Here is a 17,701-nt window from a genome sequence, read left to right as displayed (position 1 = left end):
TTAGCTACAATTTCCCTTTTTAAAGGAGGTAAAATGTTTATAATAGCACCTAAAATCATCTTAACTTGCGATGATGATTTTAATATTTTAGAAAACAAAGCAGTTCTTTTTGATGATAATATTTTAGAAATTAATAGCTTAGAAAATTTACAAAAATCCTACCCACAAGCTAAGCTTATACCAACTCCAAAAGATACCTTACTTTTACCTGCTTTTATCAATCCACACACGCATTTAGAATTTAGTGCAAATAATGGAAATTTAGTCTTTGGAGATTTTTTAAAATGGCTTGATAGTGTTTTTAATAACCGCGAGCAATTAAATGAAAAAGCCAAAGAAAAATTAATCTCACAAAATATCCATAAAATGCTAAAAAGTGGCACTGCTACCATAGGAGAAATTTCAAGCTTTGGGAGTGATTTAAGCCCTTGTATCAATTCACAAGCTAGAGTGGTATTTTTTAATGAAATTTTAGGTTCAAATGAAAATTTTATCCAAGCTAAAAAAGAGGAATTTTTAACTCGCTATGAAAAAAGCATGCGTTTTAAAACTTCTAAATTTATCCCTGCTATTTCAGTACATGCACCCTACTCAACTCACCCAGAGCTTGCCAAATTTGCTATAAAACTTGCTAGAGAAAATGATCATTTGCTAAGCACACATTTTCTTGAAAGCAATCATGAAAACAACTGGCTAAGGTTTAAAAAAGGTGGTTTTAAAAAAAGCTTGGCTAAATTTAGCAAAAATCCTATGCCATTTTACACTCCACAAAGTTTTTTAGAACTTTTTAAAGATCAAAGGACTTTATTTACACATTGTGTGCATTTTAAAGAATGGGATTTGCTAGATAAAAATTTACACTCCATCACGCATTGTGTTTTTTCAAACAGACTTTTGAGTAAAAATACTTTTAAATTAAAATCTGCTTTAAAAAATGGTGTTAATATCCACCTAGGAACTGATGGTTTAAGTTCAAATACCTCTTTAAGTATGCTTGATGAAATGAGAGCAAATTTACTTATACATGATGATTTAGAGTTAGAAAATTTTGCTAAAATATTGCTTTTAATGGCGACTAACAAAGCCGCAAAAGCTTTAAATTTAAACCTAGGTCAAATTCAAAAAGGCAAAATAGCAGATTTTAGTCTTTTTGCTTTACCAAATAGTGTAAATTTAAAACAACTTCCTTTGCAGTTTATCTTACAAAGCAAAGAAGTGTTAAAACTTTTTATAGAAGGGAAAGAATGCAGATTATAAAATCATTTTTTAAAGGAATTGGAAAAATCATCTCTTATATCAACACTTATTTTAAAACCTTTGTGTTTTTGTTTATCGTGTTTTTAATCCTTGCTCCAAGCGGGGATAATGCCAAGCTTTCTAATGCAAACTTAGCTCAAATTAATCTTAAAGGCGAAATTAGCGATGCGAGTAATCTTTTAGAACAAATTTACAAAGTCAAAGATGATAAAGCTATAAAAGGGGTTTTGCTTTTTATAGATAGCCCTGGTGGAGCTTTTGCGCCAAGTATGGAAATAGCCTTAGCTATACAAGATCTTAAAGCTAAAAAGCCTGTGGTAGTCTATGCAGGTGGAACTATAGCAAGTGGAAGCTACCTAAGTGCAGTGGGAGCTGATATGATCATCGCTAATCCTGCTAGCTTTGTAGGATCTATTGGGGTAATCATGCAAGGCTTTGAAGTAAGTGAGCTTGCACAAAAACTTGGTATAAATGAGCAAACTATCAAAGCAGGAAGTTATAAAGAAGCAGGAACTTTTATGCGTAAATGGAGTGAAGATGAAAAAGACTTTTTACAAAATTTAGCCAATCAAAGCTATGAGCTTTTCACGCAATTTGTAGCTAAAAATCGCAAGCTAGACTTAAACCAAACAAACTCATGGGCTGATGCAAAAGTGTTTTTAGCAAACGAGGCTTTAAAATTAAAACTCATTGATAAAATAGGTAATTACGAGCAAGCCAAAAAAGAAGTAGAAAAACTAGCCAAAGTGCAAAACCCTATCTGGCAAAAAGAAGATGCTATAGATAAGTTTTTAAAACGATTAGAAGAGCAAAGTGCTAGCTTTTTTGCTAACACTTTGACACAATTTTTCACACAGGTAAGCTCACAAAAAATCTACTAAGATTTAATAATCTCATAAAATCCATAAGTATCATTTTCTAAAAAGCCTTTGTATAAAGGCTTTAGTTTTAAATCTAACTTAACATTTTCAAGAGTATTTAAATTTGAGCTTGAAAAAATCAAAAGCATATCTAGCTCATCTTTAAAGGCTTTTAAAAAATTCTCCCCACCCTCATACATGATGAGCTTTGCTTCACTAGGAATACTTGTAAAAATTTCTCTTTCAGCTACGCTAAATAAAGGAATGTTTGGATCAAAACTTTCTAAATTTTGATGGCTTAGTATGCATAAATTTGGCGCTTTAGTTTGAGCTAGCCTTGCATCTAAAATAGGCCTATCATGCCTTATAGTTTCTCCACCCACTACAAGCAAATCAAGCTTTGAGCGTAATGCATGAGCGTAAGTTCTACTTGCTTTAGAACTTACGATTTTACCATAAGCAGAGCCATTTAAAGAAAGAGCTAGTTTAAAAAATTTAAAACTTGATTTTTGCCATTTTAAAAAAGGCTTTAAAAGCTCTTTGGCTCTTTGCTCGCAAATTCCCATGTGAACTTTTATATCTTGATTTTTTAAAAACTCTGCTCCACCACTTGCGAGCTTGTGATCATCTTTAGTAGCGATAAAAACTTCACTAAAACCAAGCGCGCTAAAAAGTTTCGCACAAGGTGGGGTTTTACCCTGATGATTGCAAGGTTCTAAACTCACATAAGCACTAGCGCCTTTTAGCAAACCTTGATGATTTTGACAAATAAACTCATGTAAATCGTTTGCATTTTGGGGTAAATCTAAATTTGGATTAAGCTCTTTTAAGGCTTTACTCACTGCTTCAAGCTCTGCATGAGCCTTGCCCGCTTCTTTGTGTGCTTCTATGCTTAAAATTTTGCCATTTTTATCTAAGATCACACAACCTACGGCTGGATTTGGGTAGGTTAAAAGCTGATATTTCCAAGCTTCATCTATGGCTAAATTCATATAAAATTCGTGATTCATATTACTTCCTAAAAAGGTAAAGGTGCAAAAAATACCTTAAGCTTTACATGTTCATCGCAAGCTTTTAAAAAACCTTGTGCTAAAAACTTAATATCTTTAGTTTTTAACTTCTCTCTTAAGTCAAAAGTTCTCTCACATAGAGGATAAATAAGATAAATTTCCTTTATCTCGTATTTGTTTGCATAAGCAAACATTTGGTATAAATCGCTTTGCGATATACCATGTTTTTTCTCATCTTCGTTATCATCTGGAATTTTCCATTTGGTATCTAAGATCATTTTATTTTCTATATATAAATCAGGCTTTAACATAAAACATTTTTCATCATTTTTTGAAATTAGATACTTTCCACGACTTTGGGTTTTTATATTTTCATTAGGATTAGCAAGTTTAAACATATAAGCCACATAGTTTTCAAAAAGCTTTTCCATAGGAAAAAGCAAGGCAAAGGCTTCGTTTTTGCCTTTATATAGAGTAAAGGTTTTATTTTGTAAAAATATCTTACACCAAGAAAGTATATTTTCATAATAATCAAAATGTCTTGAAATTTTAAAACTAAAATCTTTTTCGTAATTTTTAGAAAACTCTACCTCATCAAGCATTTGCATAGCTTTGATGATTTTAAATTTACTCAAGCTTGTTTTGGATTTTAAAAAATTTAGCGTTGATTTTATCAAGCGATTTGGAGCTATGTCTAAAACAAACTCATCGCTACTTGTGAAAAATCTTTCTTTGTGTATTAAATTTGATTTTATATGCTCATTAAAAAGTAATTTTCCTTTTAAAAAAGTTCTGTTTTCTTCGCTACTTACATAAGATCTCATCAAACCTTTTTTATACACACTATCAAATTCATCTAAAAACATCGTGATAAATACTTCAAACAAAGGCATTTTGGCAATTTGTAAAGATGAAATTTGAGACTTTTTAAAGGGAGAATTTTTTAAGGTTTTTAGCATATTGATTAAAAGATTTTTGGGGCAAAAATTTGTTTTTGCTAGACTATAAAATTTTTTTATTTTAAGATTTTTAAAATCTTTGATTTTAGTATTCGTAAAAATTTTACAATCTTGAAAATAACTAAATTTTGTAGATAATTCATTATTATTGTCTATTGTATAAGTCTTTTTAAAATTTTCTTTTAAAAATAGTTTTGATTTGCTCTTATTGTTAGCTGTATATTTTTTTAAATTTGTACATTTTGGTAAGATCTCCAAAACACCGCTTTTAGTCTGTATAATGCCGACATAATTTTTAGCTTTTAAGGCGTTTTTACTTTTAAAGCCTAGAAGACTTTCATTGTTTTTTGCGAAGTCTTCTAGCTCTTTATAAAATATTTCAGCTTTTTCTTTGAAAATTTCTTTTAAATCTTCTTTAGAAAAAGCTTGGTATTCGATGATAGAAAAGGTGTTATTCATTTTCGTTTTTTGTTTTATTTGTTATTTTATCATCATAAATTGCTTGATATATTTCTATTTTATCCCAAATTCCATTATTAAATGGAGCAATACTATAAATATTTCTCTCGCTATCTACATTGTCTAAATTTTTTATTTTTTGAAGATAATCGTCATCTTTTTTATCTTCAAAAATCATACCATTATAATTTAAAACCGCATCAATTAAAGCATAATCATTATAAAAATACTCTTGTAAAAGAGGGATAATCTTATTTTGAAATACTTGTTTTAAATCTTCTAAATTTTTAACATCTATAAAAAATGCATGACCTATGGTTTTTTCTCTATCAAGTAAGTATTCTATACGAGTGTTGATAGCTGTTAATAACTTTTGTAAATCTATGATACTTTTTTCTGTATTTTCACTTTTAATTTCTATATTTCCTAATTTACTAATATCAGGCATCATCTCAACAAATTCAAAACGCCTTCTTAAAGCCGTATCAAGAGAAGTGATACTTCTATCGGCTGTATTCATAGTGCCTATGATATAAACATTTTTAGGCACTCCAAAATCTTTACCACTATAAGGTAATTTTACTTTTATTTCCTCTTCTTCACCTATCCTTTTGCTAGGTTCTATCAAGGTTATAAGTTCACCAAAAATCTTACTTACATTACCACGATTAATTTCATCTATGATGATTATGTAAGGTTTTAAATCCGGCTTTTTACTAGAATTATTATCTACTTTATAATCTTGCTCTCGTTCTTTAAATAATTTAACTAGCTGAAAATAATAACTATCAATTTGTCTTCTATGTTTATGATTTAAAATTTGCTTAATGCTTCTTCCGTTTATAATCTTATCTTTATTTTCCAAAAGCGTTTTAAAAATTTCTAAATTTAAATATAAATTTGCATTAGTATCATCTGTGATAATTCTATATTTTTCATTATATTCTTCTAATTTAAATCCACCACTTTGAGTTTTTTCTATAAATTTTTGTTGATCTACTAATTCATCTAAAAAAATTTCTATTTTATTTTCTAAATCTTCACTCTTTACAAATTCTTCTTGTGTTAATAAAGATGCTTTGTAATTATCCAAAGCTTTTTGACAAAGTTCTTTAAAAACTCCCTTTTCTATTTTATAATTTACTTCTTGAGAATTTTCCGCTGCGTTATCGATATCAGGCTTTATACCTTCTATAAATTCTTCATATCCATAGCTTTGATGAAAAGTAGTAAAAACTATTCGCCCTTTTTTTACATACTCATCAAATAACTTTTTTCTATTTATCCTATCGTTTTTGCTTGGAATTTGTATTTTTTCTTCTTTTGATATAATCTCTAAAGCCTTATCTATCGTTTGATAAGTTTTTCCTGTCCCTGGAGGCCCATAAAGAATTTGATTTAAAGGTGGATTTTGATTTTCTTTATTTTTATAACTATTGTGATTATATTGAATTATATTATTTTGATTTAACACATCTGCCAAAGAAATAGCCTTTGCTATTTCAGCTACATAGCTTTTAGATATATTTGCATATTTAACAATTTCACTAGAACTATTTTTTCTAATTTCTTCTGCAAATATAATGCCAAAATAATGAATATAAGTAACTTTATTTCCTTTGGGTGCATTTTCATACATATCCTTTAATTTTAAGCCTAGTTCTTCCGTGGTCATTATCACTCCTTAATTAAAAACTAAACATCATGTCTATTTATAGACAATTGAAAAAATGTAGTTTATACAATAGATTATAATATATTAATTTGGTAAAAATTTAGAATTCTAAATTTTTACCATTGTATGAAAGTTTTAGCTTTTCTTATGTCGCTAAAATTTATAGTAGTTTTTTCTTGAGTTTCTAAATTTTCTAAAGTGATATTTTCATCATCTACGGCGATGATTTTTGCTTCGATTTTTTCTTTTTCACTAGTTGTGATTTTTACAAGTTCGTTAATGCTTTTTGCAAAATGCTCGATTTTGCTAAGTTTTCTCTCAAGCCCACAGCTTGATACTTCTAAAAAATACTCCCCACTCACAGGTGGTTCTACATCAAAAATAGGCGATAAAATCTCACTAAGCCTAGCACAATCATCAAGATTTACCCCACCTTCTTTTTGCACATAAATTCTATAAATCTTTCTACCATTTTCACTTGTTAGCTCATCATCATAAAAGCTAAGCCCTGCTTCTTTACAAAGTGCTTCAAGATTCATTTTGTTCCTTTTTGATTTTTTCAAATAAAGCATCCATGTGGTTTTGATACTCTAATCTATCATCAAACTTAAAGTGAAAATTCGGACATCTATACCACCCTTGCTCACTCATGCAGTAATTTTGCAAAGCACGGGCAGCTTTTTTAAGCTGATTGAGTATGATTTCTTGCTCTTGGATATTAAAAAACATTTTATCTAAATACACAAAAGCATCATATCTGCCTTTTTTACACTCTACATCCACTACGCACAAATTTTTTAAAGCTTCGTTGTCTAAATTTGCTAAAGCTTCTGGTATAAGTTCTTTTAAAATGCTTTCTGTGCGTAGCTTTTTGATTTCAGCTGGGTTCATAGGCTTACTTGTTCCTCAACTTCTTTGTAACTTTCTATATAATCACCCACTCTCATATCATTACAACCTTCTATGCCTACACCACACTCATAGCCTTTTGCAACTTCTCTTACATCATCTTTAAAACGTTTGAGTGAGCTTACATTACCTTCAAATACCACAACCCCATCTCTAATGAGCCTGATTTTCGCACCACGATTGATCGTGCCTTCTGTTACCATACAACCTGCGATTTGGCCTAGTTTTGGTACATTGATCACTTGGCGAATTTCAGCTTGACCAAGTTGTTCTTCAGAGATGATAGGACTCATCATACCACCTAGCAAGGCTTTTACATCATCAAGCAAGTTATAAATAACATTATAAGTTTTTATCTCTACGCCTTTATCTTTAGCGCGTTCTTTGATCTCACCAGTTGGGCGTATATTAAAGCCTAAAACGATAGAGTTTTCACTAGCACTTGCAAGCTCTATATCACTTTGAGTAATCCCACCTACCCCACTATGGATGATATTAACCTTAATCTCATCGTTTTTAAGTTTTTCTAAACTAGCCTTAATCGCTTCAAGTGAACCTTGTACATCTGCTTTTAAGATCACAGGAAGGGCTTTTAAATTACCTTCTTTGATTTTTGCACCAAGCTCATCTATACTTACTTTAGTGGATTTGCTTAGTTCTTTTTGGCGGTTGTATTCATGGCGCTTATTAGCATATTCTCTTGCTTGCTTATCACTATCTACAGCTATTAGCGTTTCTCCTGCATCAGCTACTTCACTAAGACCTATGATTACCCCACACTCACCTGGGCCTATTTCTTTTAAAGCTTTGCCCTGATCATCACTCATAGCACGCACTTTACCATAAGCTTCCCCTGCTACAACTGTATTTCCCACTCTTAAAGTACCATTTTGCACAATGATAGTAGCCACAGGACCTCTACCTTTTTGCACTGAAGATTCTATAATACTTGCTTTAGCATGGGCTTTTGGATTTGCTTTAAGCTCTAAAATATCAGCTTGTAATAATACAATTTCAAGTAAATCCTCTATACCATCACCCTTTTTAGCTGAAACTGGCACAAACTCATGACTTCCACCCCATTCTACTGGCATGATATCCATTTCTGCTAGCTGGGTTTTTACCATGTCAGGATTTGCGTTTTCTTTATCCATTTTATTAATAGCGATGATGATAGGCACATTAGCTGCTTTTGCATGATTGATCGCTTCTTTAGTTTGCGGTTTTACCCCATCATCTGCAGCTACTACGATAATAACAATATCCGTTATACTAGCTCCCCTTGCACGCATAGCAGTAAATGCCTCATGGCCTGGAGTATCGATAAAAGTGATTTTTCTACCATTTTTTTCCACCATATAAGCGCCCACATGCTGAGTGATCCCGCCTGCTTCGCCACTTGCAATGCGTGATTTTCTTATATAATCAAGCAAAGAAGTCTTACCATGATCCACATGCCCCATGATCGTGATAACCGGAGCTCTTTGGCTTAAATTTTCTTCTGTTTGATTTTCATCATAATCTTTTACATAATCAAATTCATCAGCCTCATCGATGATATTAATCTCCACGCCAAATTCAGCTGCAAGAATTTCTATAGCATCTTCATCCAAAAAGTCATTTTTAGTCGTCATCATACCAAGCATAAAAAGCTTAGAGATAACTTCTCCAGTGTTTTTACCAAGTTTTTCAGCAAATTCATACACACGAATTTCTTTAGGTATGCTTACACTTGTGATCGCTTCACTTTCTTTTTTTTCTACCTTTTTAGGTGGCTTTTTACGACTTCTTCTTTGTATACCACCCTCGCCAAATGGATTGATAGAATTATTTAGAGATTGCTTTAAGATATTTGGTTGTTTTTTATTTGCTGGTTGTGCTGGTTTGTTTTCTTTTACACTAAAATCAGGTAAAACTACCATATCATCATCTTCTAAAGAAATATCAGCAAAGTCTTTATCTCCTAAAAGATCCATTTTAGTAGTGCTTTCTTTTTTGCTTGCTACAGGATGATTTTTCTTTTCTTTTTTCTTTCTTTTTAAATTCTCATCTGAATTTGAAAAAATCATACTAAGGCTTAGACCTTGAGTAGTTTGTGTACTAGCTTTTTCTTCTTTATTTATTTGAGTTTCTTTGCTTTCTTCTTTTTTCTTTTTAACGATGACCAAGCCTCTTCTTTTGGCTAAATTTAAATTAGAACCTAGCTTTTCATCGAGTTTAATTTCTTCTTTTTTTTCTTCTAATACTTCATTTTTTATAGGATTTTCAGGTTGTTTTTCTTCTTTTTTTATTTCATCTTTTTTTTCACTTGCTGCTTTAGCAGGGCTTTTACTTTCTTTTTTAGTAGTAGTTTTTTTCTCTTCTTTTTTATTTTCTTCTTTTTTAGTAGTTTTTTTTGCTGTACTTTCTTTTTTAGGTTTGGCCACTTTTTTTACTACATCTAATATTTCACCTGATTGAACATATTGATAAATCGCTTCTGCGATTTCAGAAGATACTTTTTTGTTAGGGGATTTGATATCTTCTAAGCCCATTTCATTGGCTTTTTCTATAATTTCTTTACTTGTATATCCTAACTCTTGAGCGATCTCGCTAATCTTTACATCTGCCATTAAAAAATATCTCCTTTAAATCCTGCTGATTTATATTACCATGAAAATTGCCTTTGCAAGCTCTCATAAAAGCCCTTTGCAATGTTTTTTCATCTTTATCAAAACATGAATTACAAATATATAAACTCCTGCCAAATTCCACTTTAGTGATAATTTGAGAATTTTTTATTTGGAATTGATGCAAACCTTGCTTTTCATAACGGCCTTTGCAAACAATGCACATTCTAATGGGTATATGATTTTTCAAAATTATATCTTTTTTTTGGAATTTTTAGCAAATTTTAAAGCCCTCATCATCAAATTCTAAAAGTTCAACTCTAAATTTAGCAAATTTATTTTTGATTTTTTCTTTGATTTTTTTAGCATCATCTTTATAAGCTAGAGTGAAAAAACTTGAGCCTGAGCCTGAAAGTGTGCTCATGAGAGCATTATTATCTAAAGCTAGTTTTTGCACCTCAAAAAGCCCAGGCAAAAGCTTCATTCTTTGGTTTTGATGAAGTTTATCCAAACTTGCATATTTTAATAAATCATATTTTTTCTCTAAAAAACAAGCGGTTAAAAATGAAGCATGACAAAGATTAAAAACACTATCTTCTAGGTTGATTTTTTTAGCTAAAACTGCTCTTGATTTTTGAGTATTCATCGCCACATTTGGTATGGTTATAACAGCTTGTAAGTCTTTATCCACTTCTTTTTTTATAGCTAGAACTTTTTCATTATGAGTTAATGCGCATACAAAACCGCCAAGTGCTGCTGGAGCTATGTTATCTGGATGGTTTTCATATTTTAAAGCTTCATTTAAAATAATATTTTTATCCGCTTTAAACCCACTTAATTCATAAGCACAAGCAATAGCCCCAACTATTACAGCAGAAGAACTTCCCATGCCTCTAGCTAAAGGGATATTATTTTGAAAAACAAAACGGAAATTGTCTTTTTTACCGCTAAGTCTTTGATAAATTTCATAAAAAATATTAACAAAGGTATTGTTTTTTTTAAGATAGATATTATTTTCACCTTCTCCGTGTATGCTAATGCTAAAAAATTTAGATTTTTCAACTATAGTTTGATTAAAATATTTTAAACTCAAACCCAAACAATCAAAACCAGGACCTAAATTTGCACTTGTAGCAGGAACTAAAATCTTCATTTTTTACCTTAATTAATCGCATCTAAAACATAAAAAGGTGTATTTTCTTTGCTGAAATTTAAACCTTTTAGACTTTGGGGCATAAAAAAACTTCCCGCTTGTGTCTTTTCTAAAATAATTTCATCATCTTTTTTTACAAAACACAAATGCTTATTAGCGGCTATAGGAGCGTTATTATTTAGCTCAAAAGCACTAATAGCTTTTAAAGGAATGTTTTTAACTATAGCTAGTGTTTTAAAAGAAACATAAGAAATCTTTATGCCCATGTAAGAGCCTGGACCATGCACATAAATAAGCTTTTCAAACTCATATTGTGAAAGTAAATCTTGCAATATTTTTGGCAAAACTTCACTAACTTTTAAATCATTCTCAATGGTTTTTATTAATACATCATTTTCATAAATACCAAACATCAAAGGTTTTGCTATGGCATTTAAAAGCAAAGTAACCTTTTTTATGCAAAAACCTTTTCATATATTTTATATGTATTTTTTTCTAAACTTACCACTTCATAAGAACTAGGATCTTTTAAAAGTTCTTTGGTTAAAAGATGATTAAGCTTGTGCGAACCCGCATAAGAAGTATAATCTCCAAAAACCCTACATCCAAGTAAGGTTAAATCCCCAATAGCATCTAAAATTTTATGACGCACAAATTCATCTTTAAAACGCAAACCTTCAGGGTTTAAAATACGATTATCATCAATTACAACAGCATTTTCTAAGCTTCCACCAAGACCTAAATTCATAGCTCTTAAAGCTTGAACATCCTTTAAAAACCCAAAGGTTCTTGCTCTTGCTATTTGCTCTATGTAGTTTTGTTTGCTAAATTCAAAACAATAATTTTGCTTACCTATAATAGGATTATCAAATTCAATTGTATAGTTTATAATAGGCATATCCGTAGGACTTAAACGTACAAATTTATTGCCCTCTTTTACTTCTACACTTTTTTTAATCACTAAAATTTTTTTAGCCACGTCAAGCTCTTTTATACCTGCTTCCTCAAGCATCATACAAAAACCTATACTACTACCATCCATTACAGGGGCTTCATTAGCATCTAAAACTATACGTACATTGTCAATACCATAAGCATTAATCGCACTCATTAAATGTTCTATAGTAGAAACATAACCCCTATGATCGCCTATTACAGTGGCCATTTGTGTATCGATAACATTTTCAGGCTTTGCCTCATAAGAAATTCCCAAATCACTTCTATAAAACACTATACCACTGCCAGCTTCTAATGGCTCTAATTTTATACTAATAGGCTCACCCTTGTGTAAACCTATACCAACACCTTTAACTTCTTTTGCTATTGTTGTTTGATTCATCTTTATTCACTCAAAATTCTTTTTTTGCTTGATTCTAATACATTATAGATATTTTCTTTTATCCATTTTGCATCTTGCCATTGCTCAGGACGTACTTCAACCCCTTGAACTAAAACACCAAAATGCACATGATCTCCGAGCGCTAAACCTGTAGTGCCTGTAGTTCCTACAACATCACCTGCTCTAACTCTATCTCCTACATTTACATCTACATTAGTGCAGTGTCCATAAAGAGTATAAATCCCAAAACCGTGATAAATAATAATATTTAATCCATAAATTCCATTTTCTTGTACAAATACCACTTCACCATCATTATTACTAACAATAGGTGCTTCTTTTATGCTTGCTAAATCAAGCCCCATATGATAAGAACTACTAAATGCTTGATTATTATAAGAATAAAATCTATGATCAGCATAATCAGCTACTTTTTGGCCATTTTTTAAAGGCTTGAAAAGATTAACTTTAAAATTATTAATCATAGTATCAGGAACTTTGCTTGTAATATCATGAATGATAACTTCATTAGAAGCTCTTAAATCTTCATTCACGAATTTAAATTTTTCAAGTCTGCTTAATTCTCTATCTTTTGGGGCATATTTTTGTGCTAAAAATTCAATCTTACCATCTAAAAATCTATCACTTACTTTTATATTTGATACACGGTATTTTTTATTAGTAAAATAATATCTAATCCTTTGTTTGTTTACATTACCTGCTTTATCTACTGCCACTACATAAGCTCTAAAGTGCTCATCAGTTGCCTCCCAAGGAATCAAAGCAGCATAATATTCTTCTTTCACATAAGGAGTTGCTTTAAAAATTTTATCTTTATCGGTTGTGATATAAACTTCTTGTAAATTCTCATCACTTGCTTTAAACACCACACTACCTACTCCACCTTGTTCGATTTGATAAGAATTATCTAAAATTTCCACAAATGGTTTTTTGGTGTCAATAATAACTTTTACTTCTTTAAGTGCTTTATTTCCTAAAAAGAAATTCCAAAAACTACCATCGCTTGCTTCTATTGCAAGTTTATATGAATCGACTTTTTCTTTATAAGCTGGTTTTGGTAATTTTAAATCAAAATGAATACTTTTTTTATTGCCTTTAACATGCTCATTAACAAGTGTTTCACCATTTAATTCATTTGCCTTAAATAAAGTAACTTTTATATCTTTTAAAGTACTTTCATCGTTTACTTCTATGGATATAGGATCAGTTAAATTACTATAAATTACATCTGATTTTATTTGGATTAACGGGGGATTTTTTTCAAATAATTTTGTATTTAAAACAAACACCACAAAGGCTAAAAGTATTAAAAAAACTACAAAAATCCATTTTTTATTTGATCTTTTACGTGCAAAAACCATATTTTCACTTTCAATCTATTTTTTTAAAAATATATTATTCTTTAGCAAATTAAGAGTAAATTATAAAAAAATTTACAAAATTTCTCTCAATTTATTTGCACTTATAATCCAAGCTTCAAGTTCATTTATATCACATTTTTCTATCATTTTTTTACATTCTTGTAGTTCTTTTTGAAATAGATCAATAGAATTTAATAAATTTTGTTTGTTTTGCTCAAAAATACCACTCCACATTTGAGGGTTTGATTTGGCAATCCTACACATATCTTTAAAAGAAGGACCTCCTAGATGAGCTATATTTTTTTTATTTTCTTCTTTCATCACAAAATTTGCCAAAGAAAAACTAATCACATGCGGTAAGTGTGAAATGATAGAAGCATGATGATCATGCGAGATGCTATCCATAAATACAAGCTTCATTCCTAAATCTGAAAAAATTTCTATAGCCCTTTTTTGATGAATATGATCGGCATTTTGCACATCACACAAAACACAAACTGCATTTTTATATAAATCTTTTATAGCTGCATTTGGACCACTATTTTCAGTTCCTGCCATAGGATGAGCTGCGATAAATTGGCTTTGCAAATAAGAAGGTAAATTTTTAATAATTTCTTCTTTGGTGCTTCCAAGCTCAATGATAGTGCAATCTTTAGAAATGCCTTGAAATTCTTTTAAGATTTTTACAATAGCTCTTACAGGAATAGCCAAAAAAATCACATCACATTTTTTTAACTCTTCAAAAGAAACAATTTTATCTATTAATTTTCGCTCTAATGCAATTTGCTCAAATTCTTTATTTATATCATATCCACAAACTAAATCTATTAATTTATTCTCTCTTAAGCTAAGACCTAAAGATCCACCTATTAAGCCGAGTCCAATTATACCTACTTTCATAAATTTTCCTTAAAAAGCATTAGTTAAAAATATTTTGGTATTATAACAATTTTGTATATAAAAATTTAGGTAGAATAATGAAAAAATGGTTTGTTTTCTTTGCACTCTCAAGTTCTTTATGTGCAGATACAGTTAAAGATATAAAATTTGAAGGCTTATCGCAACTTTCTAAAGAAAGTGCTATTGCGATTTCTAAATTAAAAATAGGACAAAAAATCGATCCTGCTAGCATAGATACAGCGATTAAAAATCTTTTTGATAGAAATTATTTTAAAGATATAGTAGTAGAAGAAAAAAATGGAGTGCTAACTTTTAAAGTAATAGAAAAACCTTCCATTGGAAAAATAGATATTCAAGGTATAGCAAGCAACGATAGAAAGCAAATAGAAAGCCTTGTTGGTTTAAAACCTGGAATTTTATATGATGAAAATTCAGCCAAAGATGCAGCTGAAAAAATCAAACTTTTTTATCAGGCTAAAGGTTTTTATGATACTGTTGTAGAAATCAAAGATGAAAAATTAAGCAATTCAAGCTCATTAAAACTTACTTTTGTTGTAAATCGTGGGGAAAATATCATCATAGAAAAAGTGCATTTAAGCGGTGCAAAAAATTTAAGTTATTCAGATGTTGAACCTGCAATAGCAAATAAACAAAGAGAAGCTTTGGGTTGGATGTGGGGTTTTAATGATGGTAAGCTTAAAATTTTTGATTTAGCAAATGATAGCTCAAGAATTTCAGATGTATATTTAAAAGAAGGTTATCTTGACGTAAGCGTATCTCCTGCTTTTTTAAATACTTACACAGATACTTATCAAGCTGATTTGACTTATTTTATCAACGAGGGTGAGGTTTATAAAGTTAAAGGAATTAAAATTTTTAATCCAATTTTTAGTGATGAAGAAAATGAAGCTTTAGTAAATGATTTAAAATTAAGTGTTGGAAAAATAGTTAACATAGAAAAACTAAGAGAAGATATAAAAACCATAGAAACTAAAACAGCAGATTTAGGCTATGCTTTTGTACAAGTTATACCTGATATACAAAAAGATAAAGAAAATCATGAAGCTATGATTATTTTTAAAGTCATACCTAATGAAAAAGTATATGTTAGAAATGTTGAAATTTCAGGCAATACCAAAACAGTTGATAGGGTTATTCGTAGAGAGCTTTACCTAACTGAAGGTAATCTTTATAATAGAACTGATTTAATAGATTCAAGAAACGCTCTAAGAAGAACTGCATATTTTGAAAATGTAGACATTAAAGAACAAAGAGTAGATGATACGCACATTGATTTGATAGTAGAAGTCAAAGAAGCTTCAACTGGGGCTATCTCAGGTGGTATTGGTTATGGGACTAGCGATGGAATTTTACTTAGTGCTTCATTATCTGATGCAAATATCTTAGGCTCTGGTATGAAAGGAAGTATAAGTATAGACAAAGGCGATGATACACTTTCAGGTAGAGTATCTTTAAGAAATCCTAGAGTAAATGATAGTGATTATTCTCTTGGAGGATCATTATACTCAGATCGTTTAGAATGGGATAGCTATGATGAGAGAAATTATGGTTTTGATATAAGCATTGGTAAAACTTTAGGAAGATATACAAGCGTTGATTTAACTTATAATCTTGAGCAAAGTGATATTTATCATTTAAGCGATCGCTTAATTGCTCAAGGATATAAACTTGGAAAAACCTACAAAAGCTCTATTACTCCTTCAATAGTATTTAACAATACAGATGATTATTATTTACCAAGATCAGGTTTTATCGCCTCAACTTCACTTGAATATGCAGGTTTAGGCGGGGATCAAGAATTTATAAGCTCTACCACTAAGTTTAATTATTATCAAGGCTTGGAAGAATTTATAGGTTGGGATTTGATTTATCGTTATAAAGCAAGTTTTTATAAGGTATGGGATCAAGGCTATTTACCTATCAATGAAAAATTATATCTTGGTGGTATAGGAACCATTAGAGGTTTTGATAGAAGAAGCGTGAGTCCTAAAAACGAATGGGGTGATGAAACAGGTGGTACAGTGGCTTTTGCAAATTCTGTAGAACTTAGTTTTCCAATCTTTGATAGAATCAAACTTAGAGGTAGTGTATTTTTCGACTATGGCGCTATAGGTGAGAGTTCTTTAAGTCAAATTCAAAGATGGAGCACAGGTATTGGCTTTGAGTGGTTAACCCCACTAGGTGCTTTAAATTTAGTTTTTGCTAAACCATTTAATACTAGTTCAAAAGATGATTTGAGCAAATTTGAGTTTATGTTGGGTGCAAGATTTTAAAAGCAATAAAATCTTGCTATAATTTTGAAATTTTATTTTAGGTAGAGATAATGAATTTTTTAGATATTTTTTCTAGTATAAGACGCAAGCAAGCCACTCCAAGCGAAGCTCCAAATCACTGGGTAAAATGCAATTCTTGCCATGCGTTAATGTATTATAAAGAAATAGAAACTTGTTATAATGTTTGTCCTAAATGTAATTTTCATATGAGATTAAACCCTCTAAAACGTATTGAATTACTTAGCGATGAAGGCTCTTTTGTAGAAATGGACAAAGATTTACATGCAATCGATCCACTTAAATTTGTAGATAGCAAATCATACAAAAAAAGATTAGCAGAAAATGAAGAAAAAACAGGTAGAAAAAGTGCTGTAATAAGCGGGGAATGCACCATAGATGGGATAAAAACTCAATTAGTTGTTTTTGATTTTTCTTTTATGGGTGGAAGCTTAGGCTCAGTAGAAGGTGAAAAAATTCTTAGAGCTATTGAAAGAGCTATTGAGAAAAAAACCCCTGTTGTCATAGTGAGTGCAAGTGGCGGAGCTAGAATGCAAGAAAGTACTTATTCTTTAATGCAAATGAGCAAAACTAGTGCAGCATTAAAATTATTAGCAGAAGAAAAACTTCCTTATATTTCAGTATTAACCGATCCAACCATGGGTGGAGTGAGCGCGTCTTTTGCTTGGCTTGGAGATATCATCATGGCTGAACCTGGTGCTTTAGTAGGATTTGCAGGAGCTAGGGTAATTAAACAAACCATAGGAGCTGATTTACCAGAAGGCTTTCAGAAGGCTGAATTTTTACTCGAACATGGATTGATTGATGCGATTGTAGAAAGAAGTGAACATAAAAAATTTATAGCAGATTTTTTAAGGTTTTTTTCTAAAAACTAAAA

Annotated in this window: 16 protein-coding genes; 4 read left to right on the top strand and 12 right to left on the bottom strand. The window is 30.6% G+C overall.

From position 1 onward, the window contains the following. Positions 1-33: 33 nt before the first annotated feature. Together mqnF and sppA are read left to right on the top strand one after the other, a co-directional pair. A complete protein-coding gene (gene mqnF, locus EL235_RS01215) occupies positions 34-1,257 on the top strand; it encodes an aminofutalosine deaminase family hydrolase (protein ID WP_039625264.1) in 1,224 nt (407 codons plus the stop codon). Beyond that, positions 1,245-2,138 carry a signal peptide peptidase SppA gene (gene sppA / locus EL235_RS01210; RefSeq protein ID WP_039625262.1) on the top strand — a complete coding sequence of 298 codons (894 nt, stop codon included), beginning with the start codon at positions 1,245-1,247 and terminating at the stop codon, positions 2,136-2,138. Before mqnF ends, sppA begins: the two co-directional genes overlap by 13 nt. Here sppA and ribD read toward each other — a convergent pair. From ribD to EL235_RS01150, 12 genes are all read right to left on the bottom strand, one after another. After that, on the bottom strand, positions 2,135-3,127 hold the full coding sequence (gene ribD, locus EL235_RS01205; protein WP_039625261.1) for a bifunctional diaminohydroxyphosphoribosylaminopyrimidine deaminase/5-amino-6-(5-phosphoribosylamino)uracil reductase RibD: 993 nt from the start codon (positions 3,125-3,127) through the stop codon (positions 2,135-2,137). The two genes, sppA and ribD, sit on opposite strands and share 4 nt — an antisense overlap. 8 nt (positions 3,128-3,135) lie before the next feature. Then, a complete protein-coding gene (locus EL235_RS01200) occupies positions 3,136-4,545 on the bottom strand; it encodes an McrBC 5-methylcytosine restriction system, component McrC (protein ID WP_039625259.1) in 1,410 nt (469 codons plus the stop codon). Beyond that, a complete protein-coding gene (locus tag EL235_RS01195) occupies positions 4,538-6,220 on the bottom strand; it encodes an McrB family protein (protein WP_080750145.1) in 1,683 nt (560 codons plus the stop codon). The genes EL235_RS01200 and EL235_RS01195 overlap by 8 nt, the downstream gene beginning before the upstream one ends. Positions 6,221-6,336: 116 nt before the next feature. After that, a complete protein-coding gene (gene rimP / locus EL235_RS01190) occupies positions 6,337-6,759 on the bottom strand; it encodes a ribosome maturation factor RimP (RefSeq protein ID WP_039625257.1) in 423 nt (140 codons plus the stop codon). Further along, positions 6,749-7,111 carry a 30S ribosome-binding factor RbfA gene (rbfA, locus tag EL235_RS01185; protein WP_039625256.1) on the bottom strand — a complete coding sequence of 121 codons (363 nt, stop codon included), beginning with the start codon at positions 7,109-7,111 and terminating at the stop codon, positions 6,749-6,751. Before rbfA ends, rimP begins: the two co-directional genes overlap by 11 nt. After that, on the bottom strand, positions 7,108-9,741 hold the full coding sequence (gene infB / locus EL235_RS01180; RefSeq protein ID WP_039625254.1) for a translation initiation factor IF-2: 2,634 nt from the start codon (positions 9,739-9,741) through the stop codon (positions 7,108-7,110). Before infB ends, rbfA begins: the two co-directional genes overlap by 4 nt. Next, positions 9,722-9,988, bottom strand: a complete 267-nt coding sequence (locus EL235_RS01175; RefSeq protein WP_080750144.1) for a DUF448 domain-containing protein — start codon at positions 9,986-9,988, stop codon at positions 9,722-9,724. The genes infB and EL235_RS01175 overlap by 20 nt, the downstream gene beginning before the upstream one ends. 24 nt (positions 9,989-10,012) lie before the next feature. Continuing rightward, on the bottom strand, positions 10,013-10,891 hold the full coding sequence (thrB, locus tag EL235_RS01170) for a homoserine kinase (protein ID WP_039625252.1): 879 nt from the start codon (positions 10,889-10,891) through the stop codon (positions 10,013-10,015). An 8-nt stretch (positions 10,892-10,899) separates the two neighbouring features. Then, complete coding sequence (locus EL235_RS01165; RefSeq protein ID WP_039627331.1) at positions 10,900-11,304, bottom strand: glycoprotease; 405 nt, start codon at positions 11,302-11,304, stop codon at positions 10,900-10,902. Between the two features lie 41 nt (positions 11,305-11,345). Further along, positions 11,346-12,230, bottom strand: coding sequence for a UDP-3-O-acyl-N-acetylglucosamine deacetylase (gene lpxC, locus EL235_RS01160; protein WP_126340630.1), 885 nt, complete (start codon positions 12,228-12,230; stop codon positions 11,346-11,348). Positions 12,231-12,232: 2 nt separating this feature from the next. Then, the gene (gene pgp6, locus EL235_RS01155; RefSeq protein ID WP_126340629.1) at positions 12,233-13,612 is read right to left on the bottom strand and encodes a peptidoglycan metallopeptidase Pgp6; all 1,380 of its coding nucleotides are present in this window, start codon (positions 13,610-13,612) and stop codon (positions 12,233-12,235) included. A 72-nt stretch (positions 13,613-13,684) separates the two neighbouring features. Next, on the bottom strand, positions 13,685-14,512 hold the full coding sequence (locus EL235_RS01150; RefSeq protein ID WP_114640003.1) for a prephenate dehydrogenase: 828 nt from the start codon (positions 14,510-14,512) through the stop codon (positions 13,685-13,687). Between the two features lie 77 nt (positions 14,513-14,589). Here EL235_RS01150 and bamA point away from each other — a divergent pair, with 77 nt between their 5' ends. Next, complete coding sequence (gene bamA, locus EL235_RS01145; RefSeq protein ID WP_114640002.1) at positions 14,590-16,806, top strand: outer membrane protein assembly factor BamA; 2,217 nt, start codon at positions 14,590-14,592, stop codon at positions 16,804-16,806. Between the two features lie 50 nt (positions 16,807-16,856). Next, on the top strand, positions 16,857-17,699 hold the full coding sequence (accD, locus tag EL235_RS01140; protein ID WP_114640001.1) for an acetyl-CoA carboxylase, carboxyltransferase subunit beta: 843 nt from the start codon (positions 16,857-16,859) through the stop codon (positions 17,697-17,699). The last annotated feature ends 2 nt before the right edge of the window (positions 17,700-17,701 follow it).

Source organism: Campylobacter lari, from assembly GCF_900638335.1.
Lineage (GTDB): Bacteria > Campylobacterota > Campylobacteria > Campylobacterales > Campylobacteraceae > Campylobacter_D > Campylobacter_D lari_E.
This window is presented reverse-complemented; position numbering and strand designations above follow the sequence as displayed.

Bases quoted from the DNA above. Each gene is read 5' to 3' on its own strand.
- accD (WP_114640001.1), top strand. From the start codon at position 16,857: ATGAATTTTTTAGATATTTTTTCTAGTATAAGACGCAAGCAAGCCACT.
- EL235_RS01200 (WP_039625259.1), bottom strand. From the start codon at position 4,545: ATGAATAACACCTTTTCTATCATCGAATACCAAGCTTTTTCTAAAGAA.
- infB (WP_039625254.1), bottom strand. From the start codon at position 9,741: ATGGCAGATGTAAAGATTAGCGAGATCGCTCAAGAGTTAGGATATACA.
- rbfA (WP_039625256.1), bottom strand. From the start codon at position 7,111: ATGAACCCAGCTGAAATCAAAAAGCTACGCACAGAAAGCATTTTAAAA.
- EL235_RS01165 (WP_039627331.1), bottom strand. From the start codon at position 11,304: ATGTTTGGTATTTATGAAAATGATGTATTAATAAAAACCATTGAGAAT.
- pgp6 (WP_126340629.1), bottom strand. From the start codon at position 13,612: ATGGTTTTTGCACGTAAAAGATCAAATAAAAAATGGATTTTTGTAGTT.
- mqnF (WP_039625264.1), top strand. From the start codon at position 34: ATGTTTATAATAGCACCTAAAATCATCTTAACTTGCGATGATGATTTT.
- EL235_RS01150 (WP_114640003.1), bottom strand. From the start codon at position 14,512: ATGAAAGTAGGTATAATTGGACTCGGCTTAATAGGTGGATCTTTAGGT.
- ribD (WP_039625261.1), bottom strand. From the start codon at position 3,127: ATGAATCACGAATTTTATATGAATTTAGCCATAGATGAAGCTTGGAAA.
- thrB (WP_039625252.1), bottom strand. From the start codon at position 10,891: ATGAAGATTTTAGTTCCTGCTACAAGTGCAAATTTAGGTCCTGGTTTT.
- lpxC (WP_126340630.1), bottom strand. From the start codon at position 12,230: ATGAATCAAACAACAATAGCAAAAGAAGTTAAAGGTGTTGGTATAGGT.
- sppA (WP_039625262.1), top strand. From the start codon at position 1,245: ATGCAGATTATAAAATCATTTTTTAAAGGAATTGGAAAAATCATCTCT.
- bamA (WP_114640002.1), top strand. From the start codon at position 14,590: ATGAAAAAATGGTTTGTTTTCTTTGCACTCTCAAGTTCTTTATGTGCA.
- EL235_RS01195 (WP_080750145.1), bottom strand. From the start codon at position 6,220: ATGACCACGGAAGAACTAGGCTTAAAATTAAAGGATATGTATGAAAAT.
- rimP (WP_039625257.1), bottom strand. From the start codon at position 6,759: ATGAATCTTGAAGCACTTTGTAAAGAAGCAGGGCTTAGCTTTTATGAT.